The organism is Companilactobacillus bobalius, from assembly GCF_002179915.1.
Lineage (GTDB): Bacteria > Bacillota > Bacilli > Lactobacillales > Lactobacillaceae > Companilactobacillus > Companilactobacillus bobalius.
Genome location: NZ_MYFM01000006.1, coordinates 24,080 through 45,848, shown reverse-complemented (window position 1 = coordinate 45,848; position 21,769 = coordinate 24,080). Strand labels below are relative to the sequence as shown.

At 34.5% G+C, this 21,769-nt stretch carries 20 protein-coding genes; 5 read left to right on the top strand and 15 right to left on the bottom strand.

The annotated features are described in order from the left end of the window. Positions 1-3: 3 nt before the first annotated feature. The 3 genes from LKACC16343_RS09595 (at position 4) to LKACC16343_RS09585 (ending at position 2,051) form a co-directional block, all read left to right on the top strand. On the top strand, positions 4-813 hold the full coding sequence (locus tag LKACC16343_RS09595; protein WP_056953122.1) for an ABC transporter permease subunit: 810 nt from the start codon (positions 4-6) through the stop codon (positions 811-813). Continuing rightward, a complete protein-coding gene (locus LKACC16343_RS09590) occupies positions 783-1,538 on the top strand; it encodes an ABC transporter ATP-binding protein (RefSeq protein ID WP_411762975.1) in 756 nt (251 codons plus the stop codon). Before LKACC16343_RS09595 ends, LKACC16343_RS09590 begins: the two co-directional genes overlap by 31 nt. A 102-nt stretch (positions 1,539-1,640) precedes the next feature. Further along, a complete protein-coding gene (locus tag LKACC16343_RS09585) occupies positions 1,641-2,051 on the top strand; it encodes a protein-export chaperone SecB (RefSeq protein ID WP_056953117.1) in 411 nt (136 codons plus the stop codon). Positions 2,052-2,098: 47 nt separating this feature from the next. On the opposite strand, the gene LKACC16343_RS09580 is transcribed toward LKACC16343_RS09585, so the two are convergent. The 8 genes from LKACC16343_RS09580 to LKACC16343_RS09545 form a co-directional block, all read right to left on the bottom strand. Beyond that, the gene (locus tag LKACC16343_RS09580) at positions 2,099-2,632 is read right to left on the bottom strand and encodes a helix-turn-helix domain-containing protein (RefSeq protein WP_056953114.1); all 534 of its coding nucleotides are present in this window, start codon (positions 2,630-2,632) and stop codon (positions 2,099-2,101) included. A gap of 153 nt (positions 2,633-2,785) precedes the next feature. Beyond that, on the bottom strand, positions 2,786-3,319 hold the full coding sequence (locus tag LKACC16343_RS09575; RefSeq protein ID WP_056953112.1) for a helix-turn-helix domain-containing protein: 534 nt from the start codon (positions 3,317-3,319) through the stop codon (positions 2,786-2,788). A gap of 107 nt (positions 3,320-3,426) precedes the next feature. Beyond that, positions 3,427-4,104 carry a CPBP family intramembrane glutamic endopeptidase gene (locus tag LKACC16343_RS09570; RefSeq protein ID WP_056953110.1) on the bottom strand — a complete coding sequence of 226 codons (678 nt, stop codon included), beginning with the start codon at positions 4,102-4,104 and terminating at the stop codon, positions 3,427-3,429. A gap of 163 nt (positions 4,105-4,267) precedes the next feature. After that, on the bottom strand, positions 4,268-4,783 hold the full coding sequence (locus tag LKACC16343_RS09565) for a helix-turn-helix domain-containing protein (RefSeq protein ID WP_056953109.1): 516 nt from the start codon (positions 4,781-4,783) through the stop codon (positions 4,268-4,270). 79 nt (positions 4,784-4,862) lie between these two features. Continuing rightward, positions 4,863-5,840: an aliphatic sulfonate ABC transporter substrate-binding protein gene (locus LKACC16343_RS09560; protein WP_056953107.1), complete on the bottom strand. Its 978-nt coding sequence runs from the start codon at positions 5,838-5,840 to the stop codon at positions 4,863-4,865. Continuing rightward, the gene (locus LKACC16343_RS09555; protein WP_056953105.1) at positions 5,837-7,354 is read right to left on the bottom strand and encodes an AMP-binding protein; all 1,518 of its coding nucleotides are present in this window, start codon (positions 7,352-7,354) and stop codon (positions 5,837-5,839) included. Before LKACC16343_RS09555 ends, LKACC16343_RS09560 begins: the two co-directional genes overlap by 4 nt. Next, a complete protein-coding gene (locus LKACC16343_RS09550; RefSeq protein ID WP_056953104.1) occupies positions 7,311-8,510 on the bottom strand; it encodes an acyltransferase in 1,200 nt (399 codons plus the stop codon). Before LKACC16343_RS09550 ends, LKACC16343_RS09555 begins: the two co-directional genes overlap by 44 nt. Positions 8,511-8,763: 253 nt before the next feature. Next, on the bottom strand, positions 8,764-9,489 hold the full coding sequence (locus tag LKACC16343_RS09545) for a GntR family transcriptional regulator (RefSeq protein ID WP_056953102.1): 726 nt from the start codon (positions 9,487-9,489) through the stop codon (positions 8,764-8,766). A 143-nt stretch (positions 9,490-9,632) separates the two neighbouring features. Between LKACC16343_RS09545 and LKACC16343_RS09540 the strand changes: the two genes are divergently transcribed. Both LKACC16343_RS09540 and LKACC16343_RS09535 read left to right on the top strand, forming a co-directional pair. Further along, positions 9,633-11,003, top strand: coding sequence for a glycoside hydrolase family 1 protein (locus LKACC16343_RS09540; RefSeq protein WP_082604546.1), 1,371 nt, complete (start codon positions 9,633-9,635; stop codon positions 11,001-11,003). Positions 11,004-11,018: 15 nt separating this feature from the next. After that, on the top strand, positions 11,019-12,338 hold the full coding sequence (locus tag LKACC16343_RS09535; protein WP_056953100.1) for a PTS sugar transporter subunit IIC: 1,320 nt from the start codon (positions 11,019-11,021) through the stop codon (positions 12,336-12,338). A 56-nt stretch (positions 12,339-12,394) separates the two neighbouring features. Here the strand turns inward: LKACC16343_RS09535 and LKACC16343_RS09530 are convergent, their stop codons facing one another. The 7 genes from LKACC16343_RS09530 to LKACC16343_RS09505 form a co-directional block, all read right to left on the bottom strand. Continuing rightward, positions 12,395-13,984 carry an ATP-binding cassette domain-containing protein gene (locus LKACC16343_RS09530; RefSeq protein ID WP_056953098.1) on the bottom strand — a complete coding sequence of 530 codons (1,590 nt, stop codon included), beginning with the start codon at positions 13,982-13,984 and terminating at the stop codon, positions 12,395-12,397. A 220-nt stretch (positions 13,985-14,204) separates the two neighbouring features. After that, entirely contained in the window at positions 14,205-14,390 is a 186-nt protein-coding gene (locus LKACC16343_RS14570; protein WP_234032614.1) for a fibronectin type III-like domain-contianing protein, read from the bottom strand. Positions 14,391-14,402: 12 nt separating this feature from the next. Continuing rightward, positions 14,403-16,430, bottom strand: a complete 2,028-nt coding sequence (locus tag LKACC16343_RS09525) for a glycoside hydrolase family 3 N-terminal domain-containing protein (RefSeq protein ID WP_234032613.1) — start codon at positions 16,428-16,430, stop codon at positions 14,403-14,405. A 21-nt stretch (positions 16,431-16,451) separates the two neighbouring features. Continuing rightward, positions 16,452-17,717: a PTS sugar transporter subunit IIC gene (locus LKACC16343_RS09520; protein WP_056953096.1), complete on the bottom strand. Its 1,266-nt coding sequence runs from the start codon at positions 17,715-17,717 to the stop codon at positions 16,452-16,454. A gap of 101 nt (positions 17,718-17,818) precedes the next feature. Further along, the gene (locus tag LKACC16343_RS09515; protein WP_056953094.1) at positions 17,819-18,670 is read right to left on the bottom strand and encodes a helix-turn-helix domain-containing protein; all 852 of its coding nucleotides are present in this window, start codon (positions 18,668-18,670) and stop codon (positions 17,819-17,821) included. A gap of 139 nt (positions 18,671-18,809) precedes the next feature. Further along, entirely contained in the window at positions 18,810-20,144 is a 1,335-nt protein-coding gene (locus tag LKACC16343_RS09510; protein WP_056953092.1) for a PTS sugar transporter subunit IIC, read from the bottom strand. Between the two features lie 171 nt (positions 20,145-20,315). After that, positions 20,316-21,653 (bottom strand): PTS sugar transporter subunit IIC, encoded by a 1,338-nt coding sequence (locus tag LKACC16343_RS09505; protein ID WP_056953088.1) that lies wholly within the window; start codon positions 21,651-21,653, stop codon positions 20,316-20,318. Positions 21,654-21,769: the final 116 nt, after the last annotated feature.

The window sequence follows — 21,769 nt, the reverse complement described above, 5'->3', positions numbered from 1 at the left end:
TCGATGCAAGATTCTTTGACTATAGCACGCAAAAAAAGGAAATTTGTTCTTCCTGTAACCAAACTATTGCCATTTCTCTTGCCGATTATTCTGATTCTCTTTTGGCAGGTCAGTTCTACCCTTGGTTGGCTATCGAGTTCCGTTTTACCATCACCTCTAGCGGTGTTTCAAGACGGAATCAAGTTAACCCAAAGTGGCGAACTGCCTAAAAACTTAAGTATCAGTCTTTATCGTGCTACCGTCGGTCTTTTGATTGGTGGTGGTGTTGGTTTTATCCTCGGATTTATCAACGGAATGTCAAAGACTTGTCGTTTACTATTCGACTCCTCTATTCAGATGTTTCGTAATATTCCTCATTTGGCACTTATCCCATTAATTATTTTATGGCTTGGTATCAATGAATCAGCCAAGATCTCTCTAGTGGCTATCGGAACAATGTTCCCAGTCTATATCAATACATTCCACGGTATCAGTTCCGTCGACCCTGATTTGATTGAAATGGGAAAATCTTATGAACTTTCCAAAGGCCAAATGTTCTTCAAAATTATTTTTCCAGCTGCCTTACCACAAATTCTCGTTGGTATCCGTTATGCCTTAGGTGTGATGTGGACCACATTAATCGTCGCTGAAACTATTTCAGCCAGTTCTGGTATTGGTTATATGGCTAATAATGCTGAAGACTTTATGGATATGGAAACTGTTATTTTATGTATCGTCGTCTACGCTGTCTTAGGTAAAATTTCTGACTTAGTTGCAAAGAGTTTTGAAAGTTTACTGCTTGAATGGCAAAAGACCGGAAGGAGCAACGTTTAATGATTAAAAATTCAATGATTGAAATTAAAAATGTTAATAAAATGTATCAAGACCTAACTGCCTTGAAAAATGTGAATCTCAATATTAATCAAGGCGAATTCATTGCCTTAGTTGGTATGAGTGGTGGCGGTAAAAGTACCCTCTTGAGATTGATTGCCGGATTGGAAAAACCAACTAGCGGATCGATCACTGTTGGTGAAGACAACTCTCGTTCCGTTATGAGAATGATGTTCCAAGAAGATCGTTTACTTCCCTGGATGAATGTTTTAGACAATTTATCATTTGGTTCTAAAGATAAAAATACTAAAGCACATGCCAAAGAACTATTAAATCTTGTTGAACTAGGCGACTATGCCGACCACTTTCCCAATCAATTGTCAGGTGGTCAAAAACAACGAATCGCTCTAGCTAGAGCTTTAATGACTAATCCTAAAGTCTTATTGTTGGATGAACCGCTTGGTGCCTTAGATGCTTTGACTAGAAGAAAAATGCAAGATTTGATCCTTGATGTTTGTCAAAAGCAACATCTCACCACTATCCTTGTAACCCATGATGTCGATGAAGCTGCTCGTATGGCAGACCGTATCGTCGTTATGAAAGAATCCACTAATTATTATGAGGAAACTTGTCCTAAAAATCGCAATGCCGGTCAAATTGGTATCGTGGCCGATCGAGTCCTCAATGAGATTCTGGGTGAAAAGGAAATTCAAAAACAGACTGCCTAAAAAAATCGACTCTCAAAGTCGATTTTTTTATTGGAATAGCAAATAAATATCTCTTTTTTCGGCAACATGCTAAACTTACGAAAAATATATGGAGGAAAAATCATGAATAAAATTGATCGATATTTACAATTTGATGATCCCACTGTTTCAGAATTCGATCTCAAAGTTAATGAACAGTTCGATATTGTCGACGGTCTCGAACAATTAGACATTAAAACGATGATCGAAATGCCTCCGGAATTAGAAATCGACTGGAGTTCGGCTGTTCCAGTTTACTTGAGCCTCTTTGTTAACCTAGACCGGGATCAAGTACCGTATAAAATATCTAGCAAAATATCTTCATATTTCAAAGTCGATGATGAAATATCCAATGTAGATGCCTTACAAATTTTACAAACAGATGCTGCAACAATTTTATTATCTTATTTACGCCCATTAGTCTCAATGATGACTGCAGCAAGTGGTTTCCCAGCTATGACACTTCCCATGATTGACTTTAATTCTGAAGATTAACGATAATAGACCCAATAACTCGATTTTGAGCTATTAGGTCTATTTTTTTAAACATTTTTCTGTAATCTAATCGATTCCTGTAAGAAACCACTAAAAATTCCTATGATAAATGGCACCAAAATTGTAACTAATAATAATATTCCAAAAATCACGGTCTTCTTATTAAGACTTTCATTAAACTTCTTTCGATTAATGCTATTAGCAAAGAGAATAAAAAATATTAAAGAGAATCCTGACATCCAATCACTCACATCATCCATGGATATTCCCGTTCCATAAATAATTGCCAGAGCAATAGCTACGAATACGAGTCCCGTAATGACAATCGTTTCCAGCTTGGTCAATCTAATCTTTCCATCATCTTTAAGTTTATCCATTAGAGCAGCATCTCCTTTGATTAACTCATCCAAAGAGACACCAAATATTTCACTAATGGCAATTACGTTAGCAAAGCTAGGCAACGTCGTTCCATTTTCCCACTTTGAAATCGATTGTCTGGTTAAATGAAGTTTCTCTGCCAATTCGTTCTGTGACATATGATGTAATTTTCGCTGTTTTTGTAACTGATCACCAATCTTCATTTTGGTGCCCCCTTTATTTAGTTACAATTCTAGATGTAATTATCTAATTGGACGAGAACCTAGAGGTTGCTTTTACTTTGTCACTTAAATATACAAAAAGAATCGACCTAAAGTCGACTCCTTTATAAAAAATATATCGTTATGCATTCGTTATTAACTACCGTAAGAAATACCTTGATCTATTCCTTTAATAATTTCAGGAATAGCATTCATAATCTGGGGTATCAGGAATAAAGCCAATAGCAATATTCCAAAAATAACTGCTCTTTTATTGAGTGATTTGTTGAATAATTTCCATTTAATATTAGTTAAAAAACCAATACCAGTAACTAATTCAAATAACGAAATCCAATCCATCATCTCATGTGAAGTAACTCCATAAAAATAACAAACTCCTAAGACTATAAATGCCAACACAAATCCGACCGTAATAATTGTTTCTACTTTAGTTAATCCTATTTTTTCATGCTCAAATTTTTTGATCAATGCCGGATCCTCTTTGATAAGCTCGTCCAAAGAAATATCAAACAAATTACTTATAGCGATCACATTGGTGAAACTAGGTAAAGAAGTTCCATTTTCCCATTTAGAAATTGCTTGACGAGAAATATTTAATTTAGCTGCTAAATCCTCTTGTGACATATTATGTTGCTTACGTTGATCCTGTAATTGTTTGCCTATTTTCATTAAGTCCACCTCATTTAATATTTAAAAGCTTATCTTAAGTGGATCTCATTGAACAGAAACCCCCGGTTGCAATTACAATAAAGTTTATTTTTGACGTTATAGTATAGTTATAAGAACATTAAAATAACAGCAATCAAATTATTAAGCACATGTAGTGAAATATCGTACCTAATATCATCTAATAACACATACGATATAGAAAAAATAACTCCCATTACAAGATAAGGAACCATCTGTGAATTAAATGGTGTTCCGTGAATCCATACAAAAAGTGCTGTCGAAGCAATAACATACAATATCATTTGCCACTTAGTTTTAATTTGATTAAAGAATAATTTTTGCAGGGCTCCACGAAAAATCAATTCCTCAATTACCGGTCCTAAAATCACAACAGAAATTGTCATACTCCATTTATCTTTTCCAAACATACTATTAATCTCTGTCTGATTATCAGAAGTCGGAACGACGCTTGAACTCCAGCCTACTAGTCCAATAAGTAATATCATTAAGATTATATAAATGATAATTTTCTGTTTTCTATTAAAAGAAGGTAGAAATTTAATTTCTGGATGAAAATCACCTGCAAAGTAATTCCAGAGGTGCCTTATCAGTAATATGGATAAGACAAATCCTAAAATAAATAATACTAACCTAAGCCATAATTCCTTTACAGTTTTAACAGATGGAATTGCCATTAGAACTGACGATACCTGATATAAAAAGTAAAACCAAATCATTAATAGTATCTTTTTCCCAGTTGAATAGTTTCGTTCTTTAATGTTCATAAACAACACCTCGTTTTTTGATAATCAAATCTTATCGATAATGTGCTGTTTACAATAGAAGCCTATGGTTGCATCAATCAATGTAAATCTAAAAATTCATCGATTGGGCGTTTTAATATCGTTATGCTCTTATCAAAACTATAGATTTAATTAAATCCATATCTTAACCATTGTATCCGACAATGAAGCCAGCAATAAAATCATTTATTATAGGAATCAAATACAACCCTAACCAAATAATTCCCCAAAAGATAAGTTTCTTACTTATTCCCTTATTAAATTTTTTCCAATTAATGTTATACATTAAAAAACCGAAAGCAATAATTTCAGGAACACTAAATAAGGTATCAATTCGATCATCTGATATACGAAAGGCCCTAAGAATTCCCATTATAATTATGGCAATCGTGAAACTGATGATTACAATCGTCCAAGTTTTACTAATTTTAGGCTCATTGGTTTCAAATTGATCCATCAACTCGCTATCACCTTTAATCAACTCATCTAATGAAATATCAAATAGATCACTTATAGCCACAACATTACTGAAACTTGGCAAAGATTTTCCATTCTCCCATTTAGAGATCGATTGTCTCGATATATGCAACTCATCCGCCAATTCATCTTGTGACATACCATTTAATTTACGTTGGTTTTGAAGTTGTTCACCTATTCTCATACAATACTCCCCCTTATATCTTTAACATCATAACAAAAAAGCCGACTATTTAGTCGACTTCCTTAATTCAATATTATTTTTACTTATAATCACCTGAATCGCTAACAGTTACTTTATTATCGATCAGTCCTGCATCATAGAAGGTATCTGCAATCTTTTGTTCTTCCTTAGCATAACTGGCATTCATAGTGTAAATACCATAAGTCCGACGTTCCACCATTCTTTTAACTACTGTTTTAGAAACTTTCAAGGACTTACTCATCATCGTTATGAGCTCGTTATGGTTATTATTAGCCCATTGCATATCTTCTTCAAGGTATTTAATTAAGTACTTAGATACCTCTTTATTTTCTTTAGCATAACTTTGTGTTGATAGAACAAAATCACGATTATTAGTAATTCCAGAGCCATCAACTATCACTTTAGCATTCTGATTAGTTTCAGCTTGTGAAGTGTAAGGATCCCAAGTGGCCCAAGCATCTACCTTACCTTTAGAAAAGGCTACACTGGCACTTGATTGGTCCATATTGACCCAAGTAACGTCGCTAGCACTCATTCCAGCCTTCTTCAAAGCTGCCAATAACATGTACTGTGAACTAGTTCCTTTGGTATAAGCAACCTTCTTACCTTTAAGGTCTTTTACTGAAGAAATACTTGAAGATTTCTTAACCAAGATTCCTGAACCTTTGGCTTTAGAAGATCCAGCCGCTACATAGGTCAACTTAGTTCCTGTTGATAGGGCAGAAACGGGAGGTGTATCACCAGTTCTAGCGTAATCGACACTCCCTGCTTTCAAAGCTTGCATTAGAGAATTACCGTCTTGGAACTCTTTGAAGACCACTTTATAGCCTTTAGCCTTCATCTTCTTAACAAACTCACCACGTTGTTTGGCAATATCGAAAGGATCACCTTTTTGATAACCAATTGTCACCGTTTGTAAGCCTGAACTGGAACTACTTGTATCAGTCTGTTTAAAACCATACAAAGCAACTACAGCCCAGAAAAGTAGAACGACACTGATTAAAATCTTTTTTAGAGTCCGTTTTCTTTTGCTCATGCACGCTTACCTACTAACGCTGACATTACTTGTTCACGTAACTTCAAGCGAATTACTTTGCCAGTAGCATTACGAGGATAATCCTTTACAAAGAAGATCCGAGTTGGTTGTTCGTAGTTAGCCAAACTAGCTTTAGCATGTGCCATAATCTTTCGACGTTCCAATTCTTCATCTTGGTCTCCACGAGTGATAACAACTGCCGTAACAGCTTCACCATATAGAGTATCAGGAGTTCCAATAACTGAAACTTCTCTGACAAAATTTAATTGACTCAGGATATTCTCAACCTGGGCAGGCGCAACTTTTTCCCCACCATGATTGATAATATCTTTCTTACGACCTTTAACAAAAAGATAACCGTCATTATCCAGATAACCTAAATCACCAGTTAAGAACCAACCATCCTTAAATGAATCTGGATGTGGATCTAAGTAATCGCTGATAACATGATCACCTTTAACCACGATTTCACCTAATTGATTACTTTCAGATACCACTTTTCCATCAATCATAATAGCGACATCAGTCTTAAATGCCTTACCGGCTGAACCAACCTTAGGTGCATCGAAAGGATTAATTGTACATTGACTGGCAGTCTCCGTCATACCGTATCCCTCAAGGATTCTCGTATGGAATTTAGTTTGAAATTCAGTTAGTTTATCAAGTGGTAAAGCAAATGATGAGCATCTCACAAAGCGTAATTTAATATTTTGATCATAGGCAGCTAGCGCATTTTTATTTATCAATAAGATATTTACAATTGTCGGAACCACTGAAACCCACGTAACGCCGTTATCACGGATTTGATTCCAAAATTTAGAAGCGCTAAACTTCTCAGTTATAACAATCTTGCCACCGGACAATCTGGTTGAAAGAATCGAAATAGCTTGAGCATTAATATGAAACATTGGCATTACTATCATTGTCGTATCTTGAGCATTCATATTATGACTTTCAATATCATGTTCAGCGGCATTCTTCAAAATACGATGTGTTAACCCTACTCGTTTAGGCTTTCCCGTAGTACCGGAAGTATTAAGAATCAAGGCCAAATCATCTTCTTTTGGTAATGCCGGCTCGTGTCCCATCAATTGACGGTCACGAATGACGTGCAGAATTGAATAAGTTTGTAAATGTAACACCGTTACAATTGCCATTCTTTCATCTAAAACGGCATTAACTAAATTTTCACCTACGATTGAGGCCACATAATCGTGATCACTCAGTTCTTGTTGTAGTTCTCTTTCAGGTGTTGTGGCAGAAACAGGATGCATAATTGCTCCCACTTCCCAAAGAGCTTGCGTTAAGACTGGGTAAGCGGCTGTATTGGGTAAACATACCAAGACAACATCACCTAAACCAATGTGCAGATCAATCAATGTCTTTTTCAAGTCATTAACATCCTCCGCAAATTCAAGTCCTGTAAACCACTTATTTGTAGTTTCATCTTTAATGATTTTTTCATTTTTATTATTCTTTAACTGTTTGTTTAATAGATTCGTTATTTCTGACATATTTTTTAACTCCTTTTGTTAGATGCCATTGTGGACGTCCAATTAAGATTCCAAATGGAGGAACTTTGTAGCAGAACCATGAGATAAGAAAGGCTCCACCTAATACAAATGCGTATCCTAATGGTAATAGTAACAACATGACGATTGATGGAAGCTTAATCATGCTGAGAATTCCATATAACAATGTAATCGGAATTGTCTGAACTAGATAAATTCCAAAGGACACTTTAGCCATATTACTTACCATACGATCAATTATCTTTGGCAAGCCGTTGTTTCTAGCATGAGCATATTGCCGCCCAATCCAGAAAACAAAAGCAATCATGAATGTATCGTAAATGAAGATAAATGGTTGATGAATCGATTCAGTTGCACTCATACTTAGCTTTAAAATGTTCTGGTTACCAAAGAATAAGAACACCGTTCCGATTGCCATAACCAAAGTCGACCAGCCGATTACACGATGATTCTTTTCAATGAATTTATCTACCTGATCATAGTGAATTGCCACGAAGGCTCCAGCTATAAAGTAGAATTGGTAAACCAAAACGTTCATTCCGTAGGCTCTAAATAGGTACCACCAACTGTCACGATCGACACCAGGCAACCAATACTTAATTCCTATCACTAGTAACAATTGAATAATGGCACTCACCGCTAAAATAGCCGTGTGATGTTTGGGTAATTTCTTAAACATATAAACTATCAATGGAAAAATTAGATACAACTGGAACGTCACCAAGATGTAGTACATGTAATACTTGTTACCATGAATGATGGCATCAATTAAATTTTTATAATAATCCGGCCAATTTATCGCTACACCAGCTGTAACGGTGGCAAACCACATTAAGATTGCATTCCACCCAATGTACGGTATACCTACGCTGATATAACGTTTCTTCCAAAAGTGCAGCCAATGATTATCTCGATTGTAATAATTTAAAACCAAAACGAGTCCGGTCATGAACATAAAACCCATTCTGGTAAAGTGAAGCATCAAGTGAGTCGCTTCAATAAATAATTGACTACCTGAACCATTACCAACATTATTCTTAAAAGCGGTTGTTGTATGGTTAAGTAGAACTCCGCCGATAAAGAGAACTCGCATTAAATCGACTTCATATAAGTATTTCTTTTTTTTCTTCGTTGCCAAGAGTTCACCTCTATTGCGATTATTTACTTGCTGTTAAAAAGCATAGTTAAGTTATAGCATCGCAACAGTAGTATGGTCTTGATGATTCATTAAGGTTAAAATAAGAAATTCTTAGATGCGTGCCGTCCTCCACAAAAAGCCGATTGGTCTGGACTAATGAGTTGTTCTATTATTTGTTACCAAAAATAAAAAAAGAGTGTTCATATCAACCAATATTTACATTGGAAATGATATGAACACTCTTTTATTTTTATTAAAAATCACTTTTATGTGAAAGAAATACCCTATAACCACCAGTGTCATAAGATCTATCCGTCGAAGACTTTTCAAATGGAGTTCCATCGTCTAAATAAACTACTTGGCTTACATTCAAAATAGGATCTGTTTTATCTATCTTCAGATACTTAATATCTTCACTATTAGGCTTTTTTGCCATAATGGTCCTATCTGCCGCACCGATTGTTAATTTCAGATCTTTTTGAATATATCCATAGATTGATTTATGTAAAACATCATCGTTAACTCCCGGAATGACATTTACTGGCATCTTGGTGAACTCTAATGCATATGGTTCTCCATCTACTATTCGCAATCTTTTTATATCATAAATCGCATCAGTAGCTGAAATCTTCAGATCCTTCTGTTCATCATCACTGGGATATCTCAAATTAAATTCAATTATTTTACTAACCACTTTGTGATCTTTTCCTAAAAGACTAGAAGTACCAACGTACTGATCCACACCAATATCCATGTTAGCGATGCTGTCGGCATTATTCTTCACATAAGTTGCTGAGCCCTGTTGACTATAGACATACCCTTTAGTTTTTAATATCGCCAAAGACTTTTGCAGTGTCATTCGACTCGTTGAATATTCCGTTGCCATCGTTTTTTGATCAGGAAGTGGACTACCAGATTTATAAGCACCGGATCTAATTTTTTCTATGATATCGTTAGCTATTTCCTCATATTTTGACATGGTTCTCTACCTCAATCTTATCTTTAACCTTATAATACCCGTGTTTAACTGGTTTGAAAACGTGATAATTCAATTTAATAATTTGGGTTTACAAGTTAACTGTAAGCGTGTACAATTCGTGTTGTAAAAGGAGGACAATTTTTATGAATGAATTAAGAAAAGACTTTTTATGGGGCAACTCAACATCTAGTATGCAAACAGAGGGTGCCTATAACGAAGGTGGTAAGGGTAAATCAGTTTACGATATTCGAAAAGCCACTGATGACGCTTCAGATTGGAAAGTAGCTATCGATGAATATCATCGTTATCCAGAAGATATCAAATTGATGAAAGACATAGGTATGAACTGCTACAGATTTCAAATTTCTTGGAGTCGTGTAAATCCTGATGGTGATGGCGACTTTAACGAAGAAGGTATCAAATTTTACGACGATTTAATCAATGAATTATTGGCCAATGACATTCAACCAATGATTTGTTTATACCATTTTGATATGCCACTACACTTGGCTGAAAAATATAATGGTTTTGTCAGTCAACACGTAGTCGACGCTTTTATCCGTTATGGAAAAGAAATGCTTAAACGCTTTGGTAACAAAGTTAAATACTGGATCACTTTTAACGAACAAAATCTTTACAGTGTTCCTGAAGCTTTCAAAATTAGTGGTTACAAAGGTGACAATTCAATTAGAGATCTATATCAAATTCAACAACATGTATTCCTTTGCCACGCTGCCGTTGCTAATGAAGTTCATGAAAATTATCCAAATACACAAATTGGTGGCATGCTAGCCTATCAAGAAGTTTATCCTGCAACAGCATTACCTACAGATGTTGCCGCTACACGAAAATTCCTCGAATTTGCAGATAACAACCTAATTCGTCTGTTTACTGAAGGAAAGTACTCCGACGAAGTTGTTCACTATATGAAATTAAATCAACTTGACGATATTTTAGATCCTAAAGAAATGGAAATCATTTCTCATACTAAGAGTGACTTTATCAGTTTCAGCTATTATTCAACTTCAACTATCGACAGTACTTTGATTCCAATAAATACCTGCCCTAACTTCTACAGTATCGAAGGTCATAAACCTAATCCTTATCTCTTGACTAACGAATGGGATTGGCAAATTGATCCATTAGGTTTCAGAACTGTTTTAACTACTATTTCTAATGAAACCCACCTTCCACTCTTCCCAATTGAAAACGGAATTGGTGTTAGTGAAAAATGGGACGGCAAGAATCCTATCAACGATGATTATCGTATTAAATATCACAGAGACCATATTCAAGCTATGAAAGATGCCGTAAGCATTGATGGTGTTGATGTTATGGGTTATCTCGGTTGGGGATTGATTGATATTCCTAGTTCACAAGGAAATATGGAAAAACGTTACGGAATAGTTTATGTAAATCGTGGCAATCATGATCTTAGAGATATGAAACGTGTCCCTAAAAAGAGTTTCAATTGGTTTAAAGAAGTTATCAAATCAAATGGAAATATTCTATAGAATGGAGTGATCAAGATGGATGCTAGTAAAAGCAAAGGTCAAAAATTCTTTGATAAATTTGCCGCTGTATCCGCACGTATTGGATCTGAAGTTCACTTAAGATCATTACGTGATGCTTTCGCCGTTATCATGCCCCTATTCATCCTAGCTGGTGTCGGAGTTCTGATTAATAACGTAGTTTTCCCTAAATTAGCAAGTGGCACTACTTTAACCAATCTACAAGTTTGGGGAAATTTAATTTCTAACGGTACTTTAAACATTGCCGGTCTAATGTTGGCTCCCGCAATCGGATTCTGTTTAGCACGTAACAAAAGCTATAGTAACCCTATCGCAGCTGCAATTATTTCATTAGCCAGTTTAATTATGACAATGCCTATTTCATTAAGCGTAATCCCTACAGGTGCTAAAAAGGCTGTTGACGTGTCTGGCATGCTTTCATTTAGTAATTTAGGAACAACCGGTATGTTTAGTGGTATTATCGTTGGTTTATTAGCTACTGAAGTTTTTATTAAACTATCAAATATTAAACATTTACAAATCAATTTAGGTGATAATATTCCACCTGCTGTATCTGCATCATTCAACTCTTTAATTCCCGCAATTTTAACAGCTAGTCTCTTTGCATTAATTGCTGCACTCCTAGCCGTTTTTGGAAATACTGATCTTGTTACATTGATTACTAATGTAATCCAAGAGCCTCTTAGAAAAGTTAATACCAGTCTATTCGGAATGTTATTTATTTACTCAATTGGTAACTTTCTATTCACACTTGGTATTCACCAAACAGTTATCAATGGTACCTTGCTTGATCCCGTTCTATTAATAAATATGAACAAAAACACAGCCGCTTTTGCTGCTGGACATCAAGCACCATACATCTTAACTAATACTTTCCGTGATACTTTCGGAATGATGGGTGGAACTGGATCAACAATTTGTTTATTGATTGCCATTTTCTTATTCTCCAAACAAAAATCAGGTAGAGAATTAGGCAAACTAGCCATTGCTCCCGGACTATTCAACATTAACGAACCAGTTATCTTTGGATATCCAATCGTCTTCAACATTCCTATGATGATTCCATTCGTATTAACTCCAGTTATTGGTATCCTAATTGCTTACTTCTTTACTGCAATTGGATTTATGAATCGAGTTGTCGTAATGGTTCCTTGGACTACTCCACCATTGTTATCAGCCTATCTAGCAACTGCTGGCGATTGGCGAGCCGTCTTAGTTCAAATACTTACAATTATAATTGGCGTGTTCTTCTACTTACCATTTATGAAGATAAGTGAACGTGTTCAAGCAAAACAAGCTGAACAAGCATTAGATTAAAAAAATCGTATTAGTAGAATCCATCTACTGATACGATTTTTTTGCGTAATAACCTATTAAATATTTTCCAAATTTATAGTTTGAGTAAAATACTTTTTGTTCTCCTTATTAAACTTATGAGCCACCTCTATTACTGTTCTCTTCTGATCATCAAGCAAGTTTCTTTCTACTATTGAAGACGTATCGTAATCTAATGCCGACGTACCTTCATCTAACAATGCAATCGGCGTTCCTTTAATATAATACCTGGCCAAAGCCACTCTTTGTTGTTGCCCTATCGATAGATTCAAGCCATCGTCTTGAACAACTACATCATCGTTATTAAGAAAATCTACTTTTGCCATATTCAGAGATTCTTTGAATAGTTTCTCCTCAATATTTTGTTTCCAGAGAGTCACATTATTCTTAATACTCTCAGCGAAAAGATATGGTTTCTGATCAATATATGTAACATTTTTATTTAATGATTTATAATCAATATCTTTCAAATCTAATCCATCAATTAAAACTTGCCCCTCATAGTTCTTAATCTGTCCACTAATTATCTTTAAGAGAGTGCTTTTACCGACCCCACTATTCCCAGTAATCAGCACTTTTTCACCTTTATTTATTGATAAATTAAGATTTTTTAAAATATCCTTTCCACCAATCGAATAAGATAAATTTTTAATCTGAATATTCTTTTCAAAGTTAGGTAATTCTGACTGAGAATTCGTAATTTCCTTTTGGCGAGTTAAATTAACTTTTAATTTTTCTATGATAGGATTGATTGCCTTAATTTGCGTATATTCACTGCCAATTTGAGATAACGAATTAAATAAAGTCGCTGCCAAATTACCAGTAGAGCTAATAGCTCCCATGGGAATTATTTGCCCAATTGCTAGAATCCCCGTTAATAAATCTATCCCTATCTGACAGAAAATACTTATACTACCAATGGAATTCTCAACGCGCTTAGAAGTCTTTATATAATCAACCTTATTTTTCGAATATTGTCGAGAATATTTATTAACCAATTTAGGCAAAACTGATAAACGATTATAACTATAAAGTACGTCAAAGCCATTCAAAATATTAGAAATTTTACTATTTAATTTTTCATTGGAACTGGACAATTCTTCAGTAACCTTCCCCATTGGCTTGGAAAGTAAATTAGGCAAAGTCATGAGAATTCCTGCTAATACTACAGTTGCCGCCAATAAATAGTAACTATAAAGAGCCAACGCAATCGCCGATGATATGATCGCAAAGATGTTGGATAAAACCAAATAAAGATTGTTCAAGTAATTTTTTTCGATCATCCCAACATCATTTGTATATTGAGAAATATATTGCCCCGTATTCATTTTATGAAAATGTGAATAAGTATCCTCTGACATATCGGTAGCAATCTTCACACGCAAATCTGCACAGATCTTTTGAACAAATTTTTCTTGAAAGAATGCCTGATAGTAATCACTCAATAATAATAGAATCCATACTGCAAGATTGATTAAACACCAGAAAAACAATTTCTTGATATTTCTATCAAAAATGGCATTCGTTGAATATGTTAATAAAACTGCTGTGAATGCTGATAACACTGCATTAATAATGATCCAAATTATATTTAACCAATGATTTTTAGTATTCAAATATTTCCCCATATAATCTCCCCACTTTCAGCACGTTGTTTTCGTGTTTCCTTGGGCATTATATTATTACTATTGGTCATGTAAATCAATATTAATGTTAAAAAATATTATATCATTTTATTTTTTTTAAATGTAATTGGAAAATACACACACAATTTCTTCTTAATTTTATTTTTAGATAAATAAAAAAGTAAACGGGATAAAAAATTCCATTCACTCTTTTATTTATTTTCTATTTCAATTCAAATGAATCATATTGATCAGTATCGCTATTCGGTCCAACAAACACATTGAATTCTCCAGGTTCAAGCGTCAACTTATTATTAGTCCCATAGAATTTAAGCATATCTGAGGTTATATCAAATGAAACATTTTTTTGTTCCTTTGCTTTTAAACTAACTCTCTTGAAACTCTTCAATTCCTTAATTGGTTAAACTACCGAAGCAAATTTATCTTGTAAATAGAGCTGAACTATTTCAGTAGTATCAACATTGCTTTTATTTTGTAAATCTATAGTAGCCACAATTTTATCTGACTCACCATTCATTTCTTTGGATGATAGTCTTAAGTTATCGTAACAAACTTCGCTATAAGAAAGACCATAACCAAATGGATACAATGGATCATTAGGAATATCCAAATATTTAGACATAAATCTACTACTGTGAGTAGATGTTCTTACTGATCTACCTGTACTGAATTGACTATAATAAACTGGCAATTGCCCCACTGCATAAGGGAAACTCATTGATAATCTCCCTGAAGGGTTGGCCTTACCAAAAATAATATCGGAAATGGCATTACCACCCTCTGTTCCTGGGAACCACGCCTGAATAATTGCCTCTAACTTAGGTTCAATATCGGTTAAAATCATAGGACGACCACTAATATTTACTAAAATGATTGGTTTATTCAATTCAAATAATTTATTCAACAAATGCAATTGATTATCAGGTAATGTCAAATTCCCCCTGCTACCAGCTTCACCACTTTCAATAGTATGCTCTCCACCAGCAAATACAATAATGTCAGCCTTTTGGGCAGCTTCTAGTGCTTTATCGTTATTTTCTTTTTCAACTGCATCTGATGAAACTATTTTTTTGATTTGTTCTTCATTCAAACCAATGCCTTTAAACATTGCCTTATCACGTAAAATATCAGTTCCTTTGGCAGTCAACAATTTATCTGAGTTCAAATATGTTTTAAATCCATCCTCAATTGTCACTGTTTCTTTTCTATCACCGTGTACTGCCCATAGTCCAAGTAATTCATGTTCATTTTCGTATGGACCAATGAGCGCAATCTTTTTATTATCCTTAGGATTTAATGGCAAGATGTTATTCTTATTTTTAAGTAGCACCATTGCTTCAGTGGAAACTTTTCGAGCCAATTGTCTCTTCTCTGGAGTTAAAACAGATTTCTTTTCAAGTTCTTCAGATGAACCACGATATGGATCCTCAAATAATCCTAATTCATTCTTGAGTTTTAGTACTCTCCAAACGGCATCGTCAATTTTCTTTTCATCTAATTCTCCTTCACTAACTAATGGCTTCAATTCGTTAGCGTAACAGGGAGACTTCATATCAATATCAACAGTTGCATTCATTGCCAATTTTGAAGCTTGTTTATTATCTTGTGCAAAACCATGTGCTACTAATTCAGAAATAGCCGCATAATCACTGATAATAATTCCATCAAAATTCCATTCTTTACGGAGTATATCTTTTAAAATCCATTTATTTCCTGTTACTGGAACACCATTTAGAGTATTAAATGATGACATGACCATCTTGGCACCCGCATCGACAGCAGCCTTATATGATGGTAAATAATATTGTCTCAATCTATTTTCAGACATATCTGTGGCATTATATTCTCTACCTGATTCAACGGCACCATATGCTGCAAAGTGTTTTATACAAGAGGCTATCCCATACTTAGGTAAATCCTCTTGAAATCCCTTTACCATAGATTCTGCAAATCTAGAATTCAAGTATGGATCTTCTCCAGTAGACTCTAGAACTCTCCCCCATCTGGCATCACGTGCCAAATCTATCATTGGAGCAAATGTTACCTGATTACCACTCGCATAAGCTTCCTCAGCTGTATTACGATATGCCTTTTGAATCAAATCCGGATCCCATGTAGCGCCTAACCCTAATGGAATTGGATAAACAGTCTTTAATCCATAAATAATATCTGACATAAATATCAAAGGAATTGGATGTTTCTTATTTTTCAAATTATCATCTTGAATTCTATGTGTTTCCTTGGCACCAACGACGTTCATAACCGACCCACATAAATCAACCATTTCCTTTGTGATACCTAACTTCTTCTGTGGACCAAGCGAAACATCTTTAGCACTAAAAAATTCACCTGATAATTGAATTAATTGCCCAATCTTTTCATCTAAGCTTAAACTATTTAGTAATTCTCGTAATTTTCTTTCTTCCATGAATCACAAATCCTTTACTAATTATTTACTTTCTTGTTCCAATTTATATGCTTTATTATCTAGATGTTTGAACCATGGATACCATAACAATGGTGAAAGAACTAATTGTAAAAGAACTTGTAAGATGATAATTGAAACATGTCCTTCAACTGCAGCATGGAAACCTAATGGCAATCCAAAGACGGCCTGTGCACCAATAAATCTAGAAACAATTCCTACTTTTGTTAACAGATATGAAATAACTAAAGCAATTGTATTATTTGTAATGAATGGTACGGCTAAATCAAAGTTTAATACTAATGGTGTTCCAAATATAACTGGCTCTGTAATACCGAATAATGCTGGAACTATCGATAGACGTCCCAATTCTTTATATTGTTTACTCTTAGAAGCGAACATCATCAATAGAACCAAACCTAGTGCTAAACCACTCCAAGTAATAACATTAAAGAATGCTAAGCCAATAATATTTGGAGGTGTTTGGCCTTTGGCAACCGCACTCAAATTCTCCATATCCATTGAAAGCCAAATAGGTGTAACTAATGGCAAGATAACATTTGTACCATGGATTCCAAAGAACCATAAGATTTGCATCAACAAACTGACTAAAATCATTGCCCAGATAGAGCCACCCACGTTACGTAATGGTTGCTGAATAAGTGAGAAGATCATCTGATGGACGCTACCCCAACTTGTTAAAGCAAATAGATAACTAATGACACCAAAGACGGCACCAATTACGACTGCGGGAATTAGAGCACTAAAAGCATCTGAAACCATTGGTGGAACACTAGATGGCATTTTAATTGTCCATCCATGTTGTTTAATATAAACGTAAAATCTTCCTACAATTAAACCAACAATCATTGCTGAGAACACACCTTGTGCTGATAACCATGTTGTCGGAATGGCGGCAATATCGCCACCTTTATGAGTTATTTGACCTAATGGAGTCAAAATTAAAAATGACATTATTGAAATAATTCCGGCCATTGAACCATCATCATTTTTTAAGAAATGTGGTACTAAAAACTTAGCCATTAAAAAGGCAATATATAAGGCTAAAGATCCAATTGTAAATGTGTTAATTGCTGTCAAAACATTTGTTAACGGAGCAATTTTTAATTTACCGGTGAAAATAGATAATAATACCGCTATAGAACCTAAAATTACTGGACCAAGGGTTGCCATCATTGCACCCATTATGGTCTGTAAATATTTATTAGTACTAAACTTATCAAGCGCCGGAGTTATCTTATTGAAAAACGCTTGTATTTTATCTTTCATTATTTTGTCCCCCTAAATAATATTTCTTTATTACATTCCTTATATTAAGCGCTTTCATATACTGAATCTTGCTCTATATTTACCAAAAACATGTAATATATCTACTTTTTTTGATATAAGTTTCGATATTCTCTAGGAGACACTTGGTACGTTTTTTTAAATAGATTATAAAAATTTCTGTAATTAACGAACCCGACATCTAAAGAAATTTCTAACAAATTTTGATCTGAGTTTATCAACCTTTTAAAGGCATCATCTAATCTAATAGCATTGACATAATCAGTGAAATTAATTCCCAAATATTTTTTGAAATAACGTGAAAAATATTCTTTAGAATAATTAAATTTTGCTGATACATCATCTAAACTGATCTCTTGTTTATAATTTTCGTTTATGTATGTAACAACTTTAGATAAATGACTCAAATTTTTATCATTCTTTTTAATAGTTGCATCGTCTACCTCAATTATTGAAGTGACAACCAGTCGTGCTAATAAATTATAAACATTGGCCATTTTTTTCAAATTATTTTCTATATTATTCGATGACTCATAATTAACCTCCTCTACGAGATTATTTAAATATTTAAATATTGATTTGTTCTTTAAAGGACTTTTAAGAGTATTAACGTCAAAAAGCCATAATCGATTATATTCACCCGTCGAAACCGTCTTCATAAAATCCAACGGAAATTGAATAACTAAAACCAAATTCTTTTCTGGACTTTGCGTAGCATGTATTTGATTAGGATTAATCACTATGACGTCATTACTTTTCAATAAATATTCTGAGCTTCCCTCCCATACTCTTAAACTACCTTCGATGCAAAATAATAACTCGGTATTTTGATGCCAATGTTTGGGAATATATCTATCCAAATTTTGAGCAGAAAAAGAAAATATATTAACGGGTAAATTATTTTTATTAGTTATAATTTCATGATTTATAGACATTGCTTTATCCTTTCCCTTAATTTTTCACTTAATCAATATAACGATTAATAAAAGTAATGTATACATACTCTAATAAATTGCAGTAAATAAAAAAACTCATGAGCTTACAATACCCATGAGTCTTTAACAACCTAATATATTAAGCTTTAGCACTAGCCTCAGCTTGTTCTTGTTTATAAAGGATTGCATCTTGTTTGTGTACAAATGGATAGTAAACAAAGAATGATGCGGTAATGATGATAGCTTGCCAAATCATAACTTTCCAACCACCAATCAAGAATCCTGAAATTACTGGTGGTGTAGTCCATGGTACTTGTACACCATTCAGGTATGGTAAGATACCAATCTTAATTAAGAAGTATGTTGAAAGCATTGAAAATGTTGGCATGAACATGAATGGCAACAACATGATTGGATTCAAAACGACTGGTAAACCAAAGAGGATTGGCTCATTGATATTGAATATGGCTGGAACAAATGCCAATTTACCAATACTCTTTAATTGTACTGACTTAGCGAAGAACAAAAGATAGACAGCTAATCCAAACGTCATTCCGGCCCCCGTAACGGTACCAAATTGATCCATTAATGATTGTGTAAAGATATGTCCACCTAAAGCTTGGGTTACAACACCGTGAGCTTTAAAAATTTGAGCATTTTGGAGTGCATTAGCTTGTAGTAGTGGTCCCATAATTCCTCCAACAATGATGGAACCATGAACACCAAAGAACCACAAGAATGGTACCAAAATACCAACTAAGAAGACACCTCCGGCTGTATCAGTTATTCCTTGTAAAGGTGTTTGAATTGTTGTATAGATCCATTGTGTTACAGTTTCATGTACTACTAAATCAAAGAAGATATAAACGAGCAAGAAGCCTGTCACGATTACAAAAGCTGGAATCAAAGCGATGAATGATTCAGCAACTGCGGGTGGTACGGCATCAGGTAATTTAATTGTTATATGATGTTTTAAAAACCAAGAGTAGATCCAACCTGTCAACAATCCAACTAGGATTGCAGCAATCATCCCTTGACCACCTAGCCAAGTTCTATCAATAAATCCACCTAACATTGTAGGTGCTTGTTTTGCAGCAATAACTGTTTTAGTACCATTCATAACTGCTGTAGTTGGACGCATAATCAATAGAAAACTGACTAGAGCTGTCATTCCAGCTGGAAGTGGTTCGAACCCAGCATCCTTTGCCCAATTATAGGCAATACCAACAACAGCAAAGATTGCCATAACACCAAATGAAGCATTATAAGCCTGTGTCCAATATGGCGTTAAACCAACCTTGTTCATCCAATTAGCAACCGCTGGAACTGGAAATGAACTAAGTAGCAAGAAAACAGAACCCACCATGATGAATGGTAAGGAAACTAACATACCATTTTTGATTGCGGTTATGACACGGGTATTAACAAATTTCATCATACCTGGCATAATCCTTTTATTGAACCAATCATTCATATTCTCACCCCCATCAGATAAAAATATTTAATATTTAAAATTATTTTGGTTCGACACAAATCCTATCATCTTTATTTATTATTGATAGTTATTATGACAAGGGGGAAACATACAAATTGGACAAAAAAACTCATAAACCATGAATTGTGGTTTATGAGTTTTCCGTTTTTATTAAGCTTTAATACCTGCAGCTTCATCTTTTTCTTGCTTGTAAAGAATCATATCCTGCTTGTGTACGAATGGATAGTAAACGAAGAATGATAAAGCAATAATAATTGCTTGCCAAACCATAACTTTCCAACCACCAACTAAGAATCCTGAAACAATTGGTGGAGTAGTCCATGGTACCTGCACACCATTTAGATATGGAAGAATACCAATCTTAATTAAGAAGTATGTTGAAAGCATTGAAAATGTTGGCATGAACATAAATGGTACAACCATAATAGGGTTCAAAACAACTGGCATACCAAAGAGAATTGGCTCATTAATATTAAAGATAGCTGGAATAAATGCTAATTTACCAATACCTTTAAGTTGCGCTGATTTGGAGAAGAATAAGATATAAATAGCAAGTCCAAATGTCATTCCGGCACCTGTAACGGTACCAAATTGATCAAGTAATGATTGTGTAAAGATATGGCCACCTAAGGCTTGTGTTACAACTCCATGTGCTTTGAAAATAGTTGCATTTTGTAAAGCATTAGCTTGTAGTAATGGACTCATAATACCACTAACAATAGTTGAACCATGAACACCAAAGAACCATAAGAATGGAATTAAAATACCAACTAAGAAGACACCACCGGCAGAATCAGTCAAACCTTGTAGAGGTGTTTGAATTGTTGTATAAATCCATTGTGTAACAGTTTGATGTGCTACTAAATCAAAGAAGATATAGATAATCAAGAAACCACACACAATTACAAACGCAGGAATCAATGCAATAAATGATTCTGCAACTGCAGGTGGAACTTGTTCAGGCAATTTGATAGTAATGTGATGTTTTAGGAACCATGAATATACCCAACCAGTAATCAAACCAACTAGAATTGCGGCAATCATACCTTGACCACCTAGCCAAGTTCTATCAATGAATCCACCAAGCATTGTTGGTGCTTGATTGGCTGAGATAACAGTCTTTGTTCCGTTTAAAACAGCAGTTGTGGGACGCATAATTAAGAAGAAACTGACCAAAGCAGTCATTCCGGCTGGAAGTGGTTCAAAACCAGCATCCTTAGCCCAATTATATGCAATACCAACAACAGCAAAAATTGCCATAACTCCGAATGAAGCATTATATGCTTGGTTCCAATATGGAGTTAACCCCGTAGCATCCATCCAGTGAGCAACTGCTGGAACTGGAAATGAAGCCAATAGTAAGAAAACAGAACCAATCATAATAAATGGCAATGATACTAACATACCATTTTTAATGGCAGTTATAGCTCGAGTATTGACAAACTTCATCATACCCGGCATAACTTTTTCGTTAAACCATGTTTTCATAAATTTCACCCCTCAGTGTTTTTGCAAACACTTAAATTTTGAATCCTCAAAATGAATGAAATCATTTTATGTTGGAACACAGTCTAAAATACGATTTCCATAGAACAACACACCAT

What these genes read in the sequence shown, in the direction of transcription:
- LKACC16343_RS09535 (WP_056953100.1), top strand. Translation starts at nt 11,019, where the DNA reads ATGGATGCTAGTAAAAGCAAAGGTCAAAAATTCTTTGATAAATTTGCC.
- LKACC16343_RS09585 (WP_056953117.1), top strand. Translation starts at nt 1,641, where the DNA reads ATGAATAAAATTGATCGATATTTACAATTTGATGATCCCACTGTTTCA.
- LKACC16343_RS09580 (WP_056953114.1), bottom strand. Translation starts at nt 2,632, where the DNA reads ATGAAGATTGGTGATCAGTTACAAAAACAGCGAAAATTACATCATATG.
- LKACC16343_RS09505 (WP_056953088.1), bottom strand. Translation starts at nt 21,653, where the DNA reads ATGAAAACATGGTTTAACGAAAAAGTTATGCCGGGTATGATGAAGTTT.
- LKACC16343_RS09595 (WP_056953122.1), top strand. Translation starts at nt 4, where the DNA reads ATGCAAGATTCTTTGACTATAGCACGCAAAAAAAGGAAATTTGTTCTT.
- LKACC16343_RS09555 (WP_056953105.1), bottom strand. Translation starts at nt 7,354, where the DNA reads ATGTCAGAAATAACGAATCTATTAAACAAACAGTTAAAGAATAATAAA.
- LKACC16343_RS09565 (WP_056953109.1), bottom strand. Translation starts at nt 4,783, where the DNA reads ATGAGAATAGGTGAACAACTTCAAAACCAACGTAAATTAAATGGTATG.
- LKACC16343_RS09515 (WP_056953094.1), bottom strand. Translation starts at nt 18,670, where the DNA reads ATGTCTATAAATCATGAAATTATAACTAATAAAAATAATTTACCCGTT.
- LKACC16343_RS09590 (WP_411762975.1), top strand. Translation starts at nt 783, where the DNA reads ATGGCAAAAGACCGGAAGGAGCAACGTTTAATGATTAAAAATTCAATG.
- LKACC16343_RS09545 (WP_056953102.1), bottom strand. Translation starts at nt 9,489, where the DNA reads ATGTCAAAATATGAGGAAATAGCTAACGATATCATAGAAAAAATTAGA.
- LKACC16343_RS09570 (WP_056953110.1), bottom strand. Translation starts at nt 4,104, where the DNA reads ATGAACATTAAAGAACGAAACTATTCAACTGGGAAAAAGATACTATTA.
- LKACC16343_RS09520 (WP_056953096.1), bottom strand. Translation starts at nt 17,717, where the DNA reads ATGAAAGATAAAATACAAGCGTTTTTCAATAAGATAACTCCGGCGCTT.
- LKACC16343_RS09575 (WP_056953112.1), bottom strand. Translation starts at nt 3,319, where the DNA reads ATGAAAATAGGCAAACAATTACAGGATCAACGTAAGCAACATAATATG.
- LKACC16343_RS09530 (WP_056953098.1), bottom strand. Translation starts at nt 13,984, where the DNA reads ATGGGGAAATATTTGAATACTAAAAATCATTGGTTAAATATAATTTGG.
- LKACC16343_RS09525 (WP_234032613.1), bottom strand. Translation starts at nt 16,430, where the DNA reads ATGGAAGAAAGAAAATTACGAGAATTACTAAATAGTTTAAGCTTAGAT.
- LKACC16343_RS09510 (WP_056953092.1), bottom strand. Translation starts at nt 20,144, where the DNA reads ATGAATGATTGGTTCAATAAAAGGATTATGCCAGGTATGATGAAATTT.
- LKACC16343_RS09560 (WP_056953107.1), bottom strand. Translation starts at nt 5,840, where the DNA reads ATGAGCAAAAGAAAACGGACTCTAAAAAAGATTTTAATCAGTGTCGTT.
- LKACC16343_RS09540 (WP_082604546.1), top strand. Translation starts at nt 9,633, where the DNA reads ATGAATGAATTAAGAAAAGACTTTTTATGGGGCAACTCAACATCTAGT.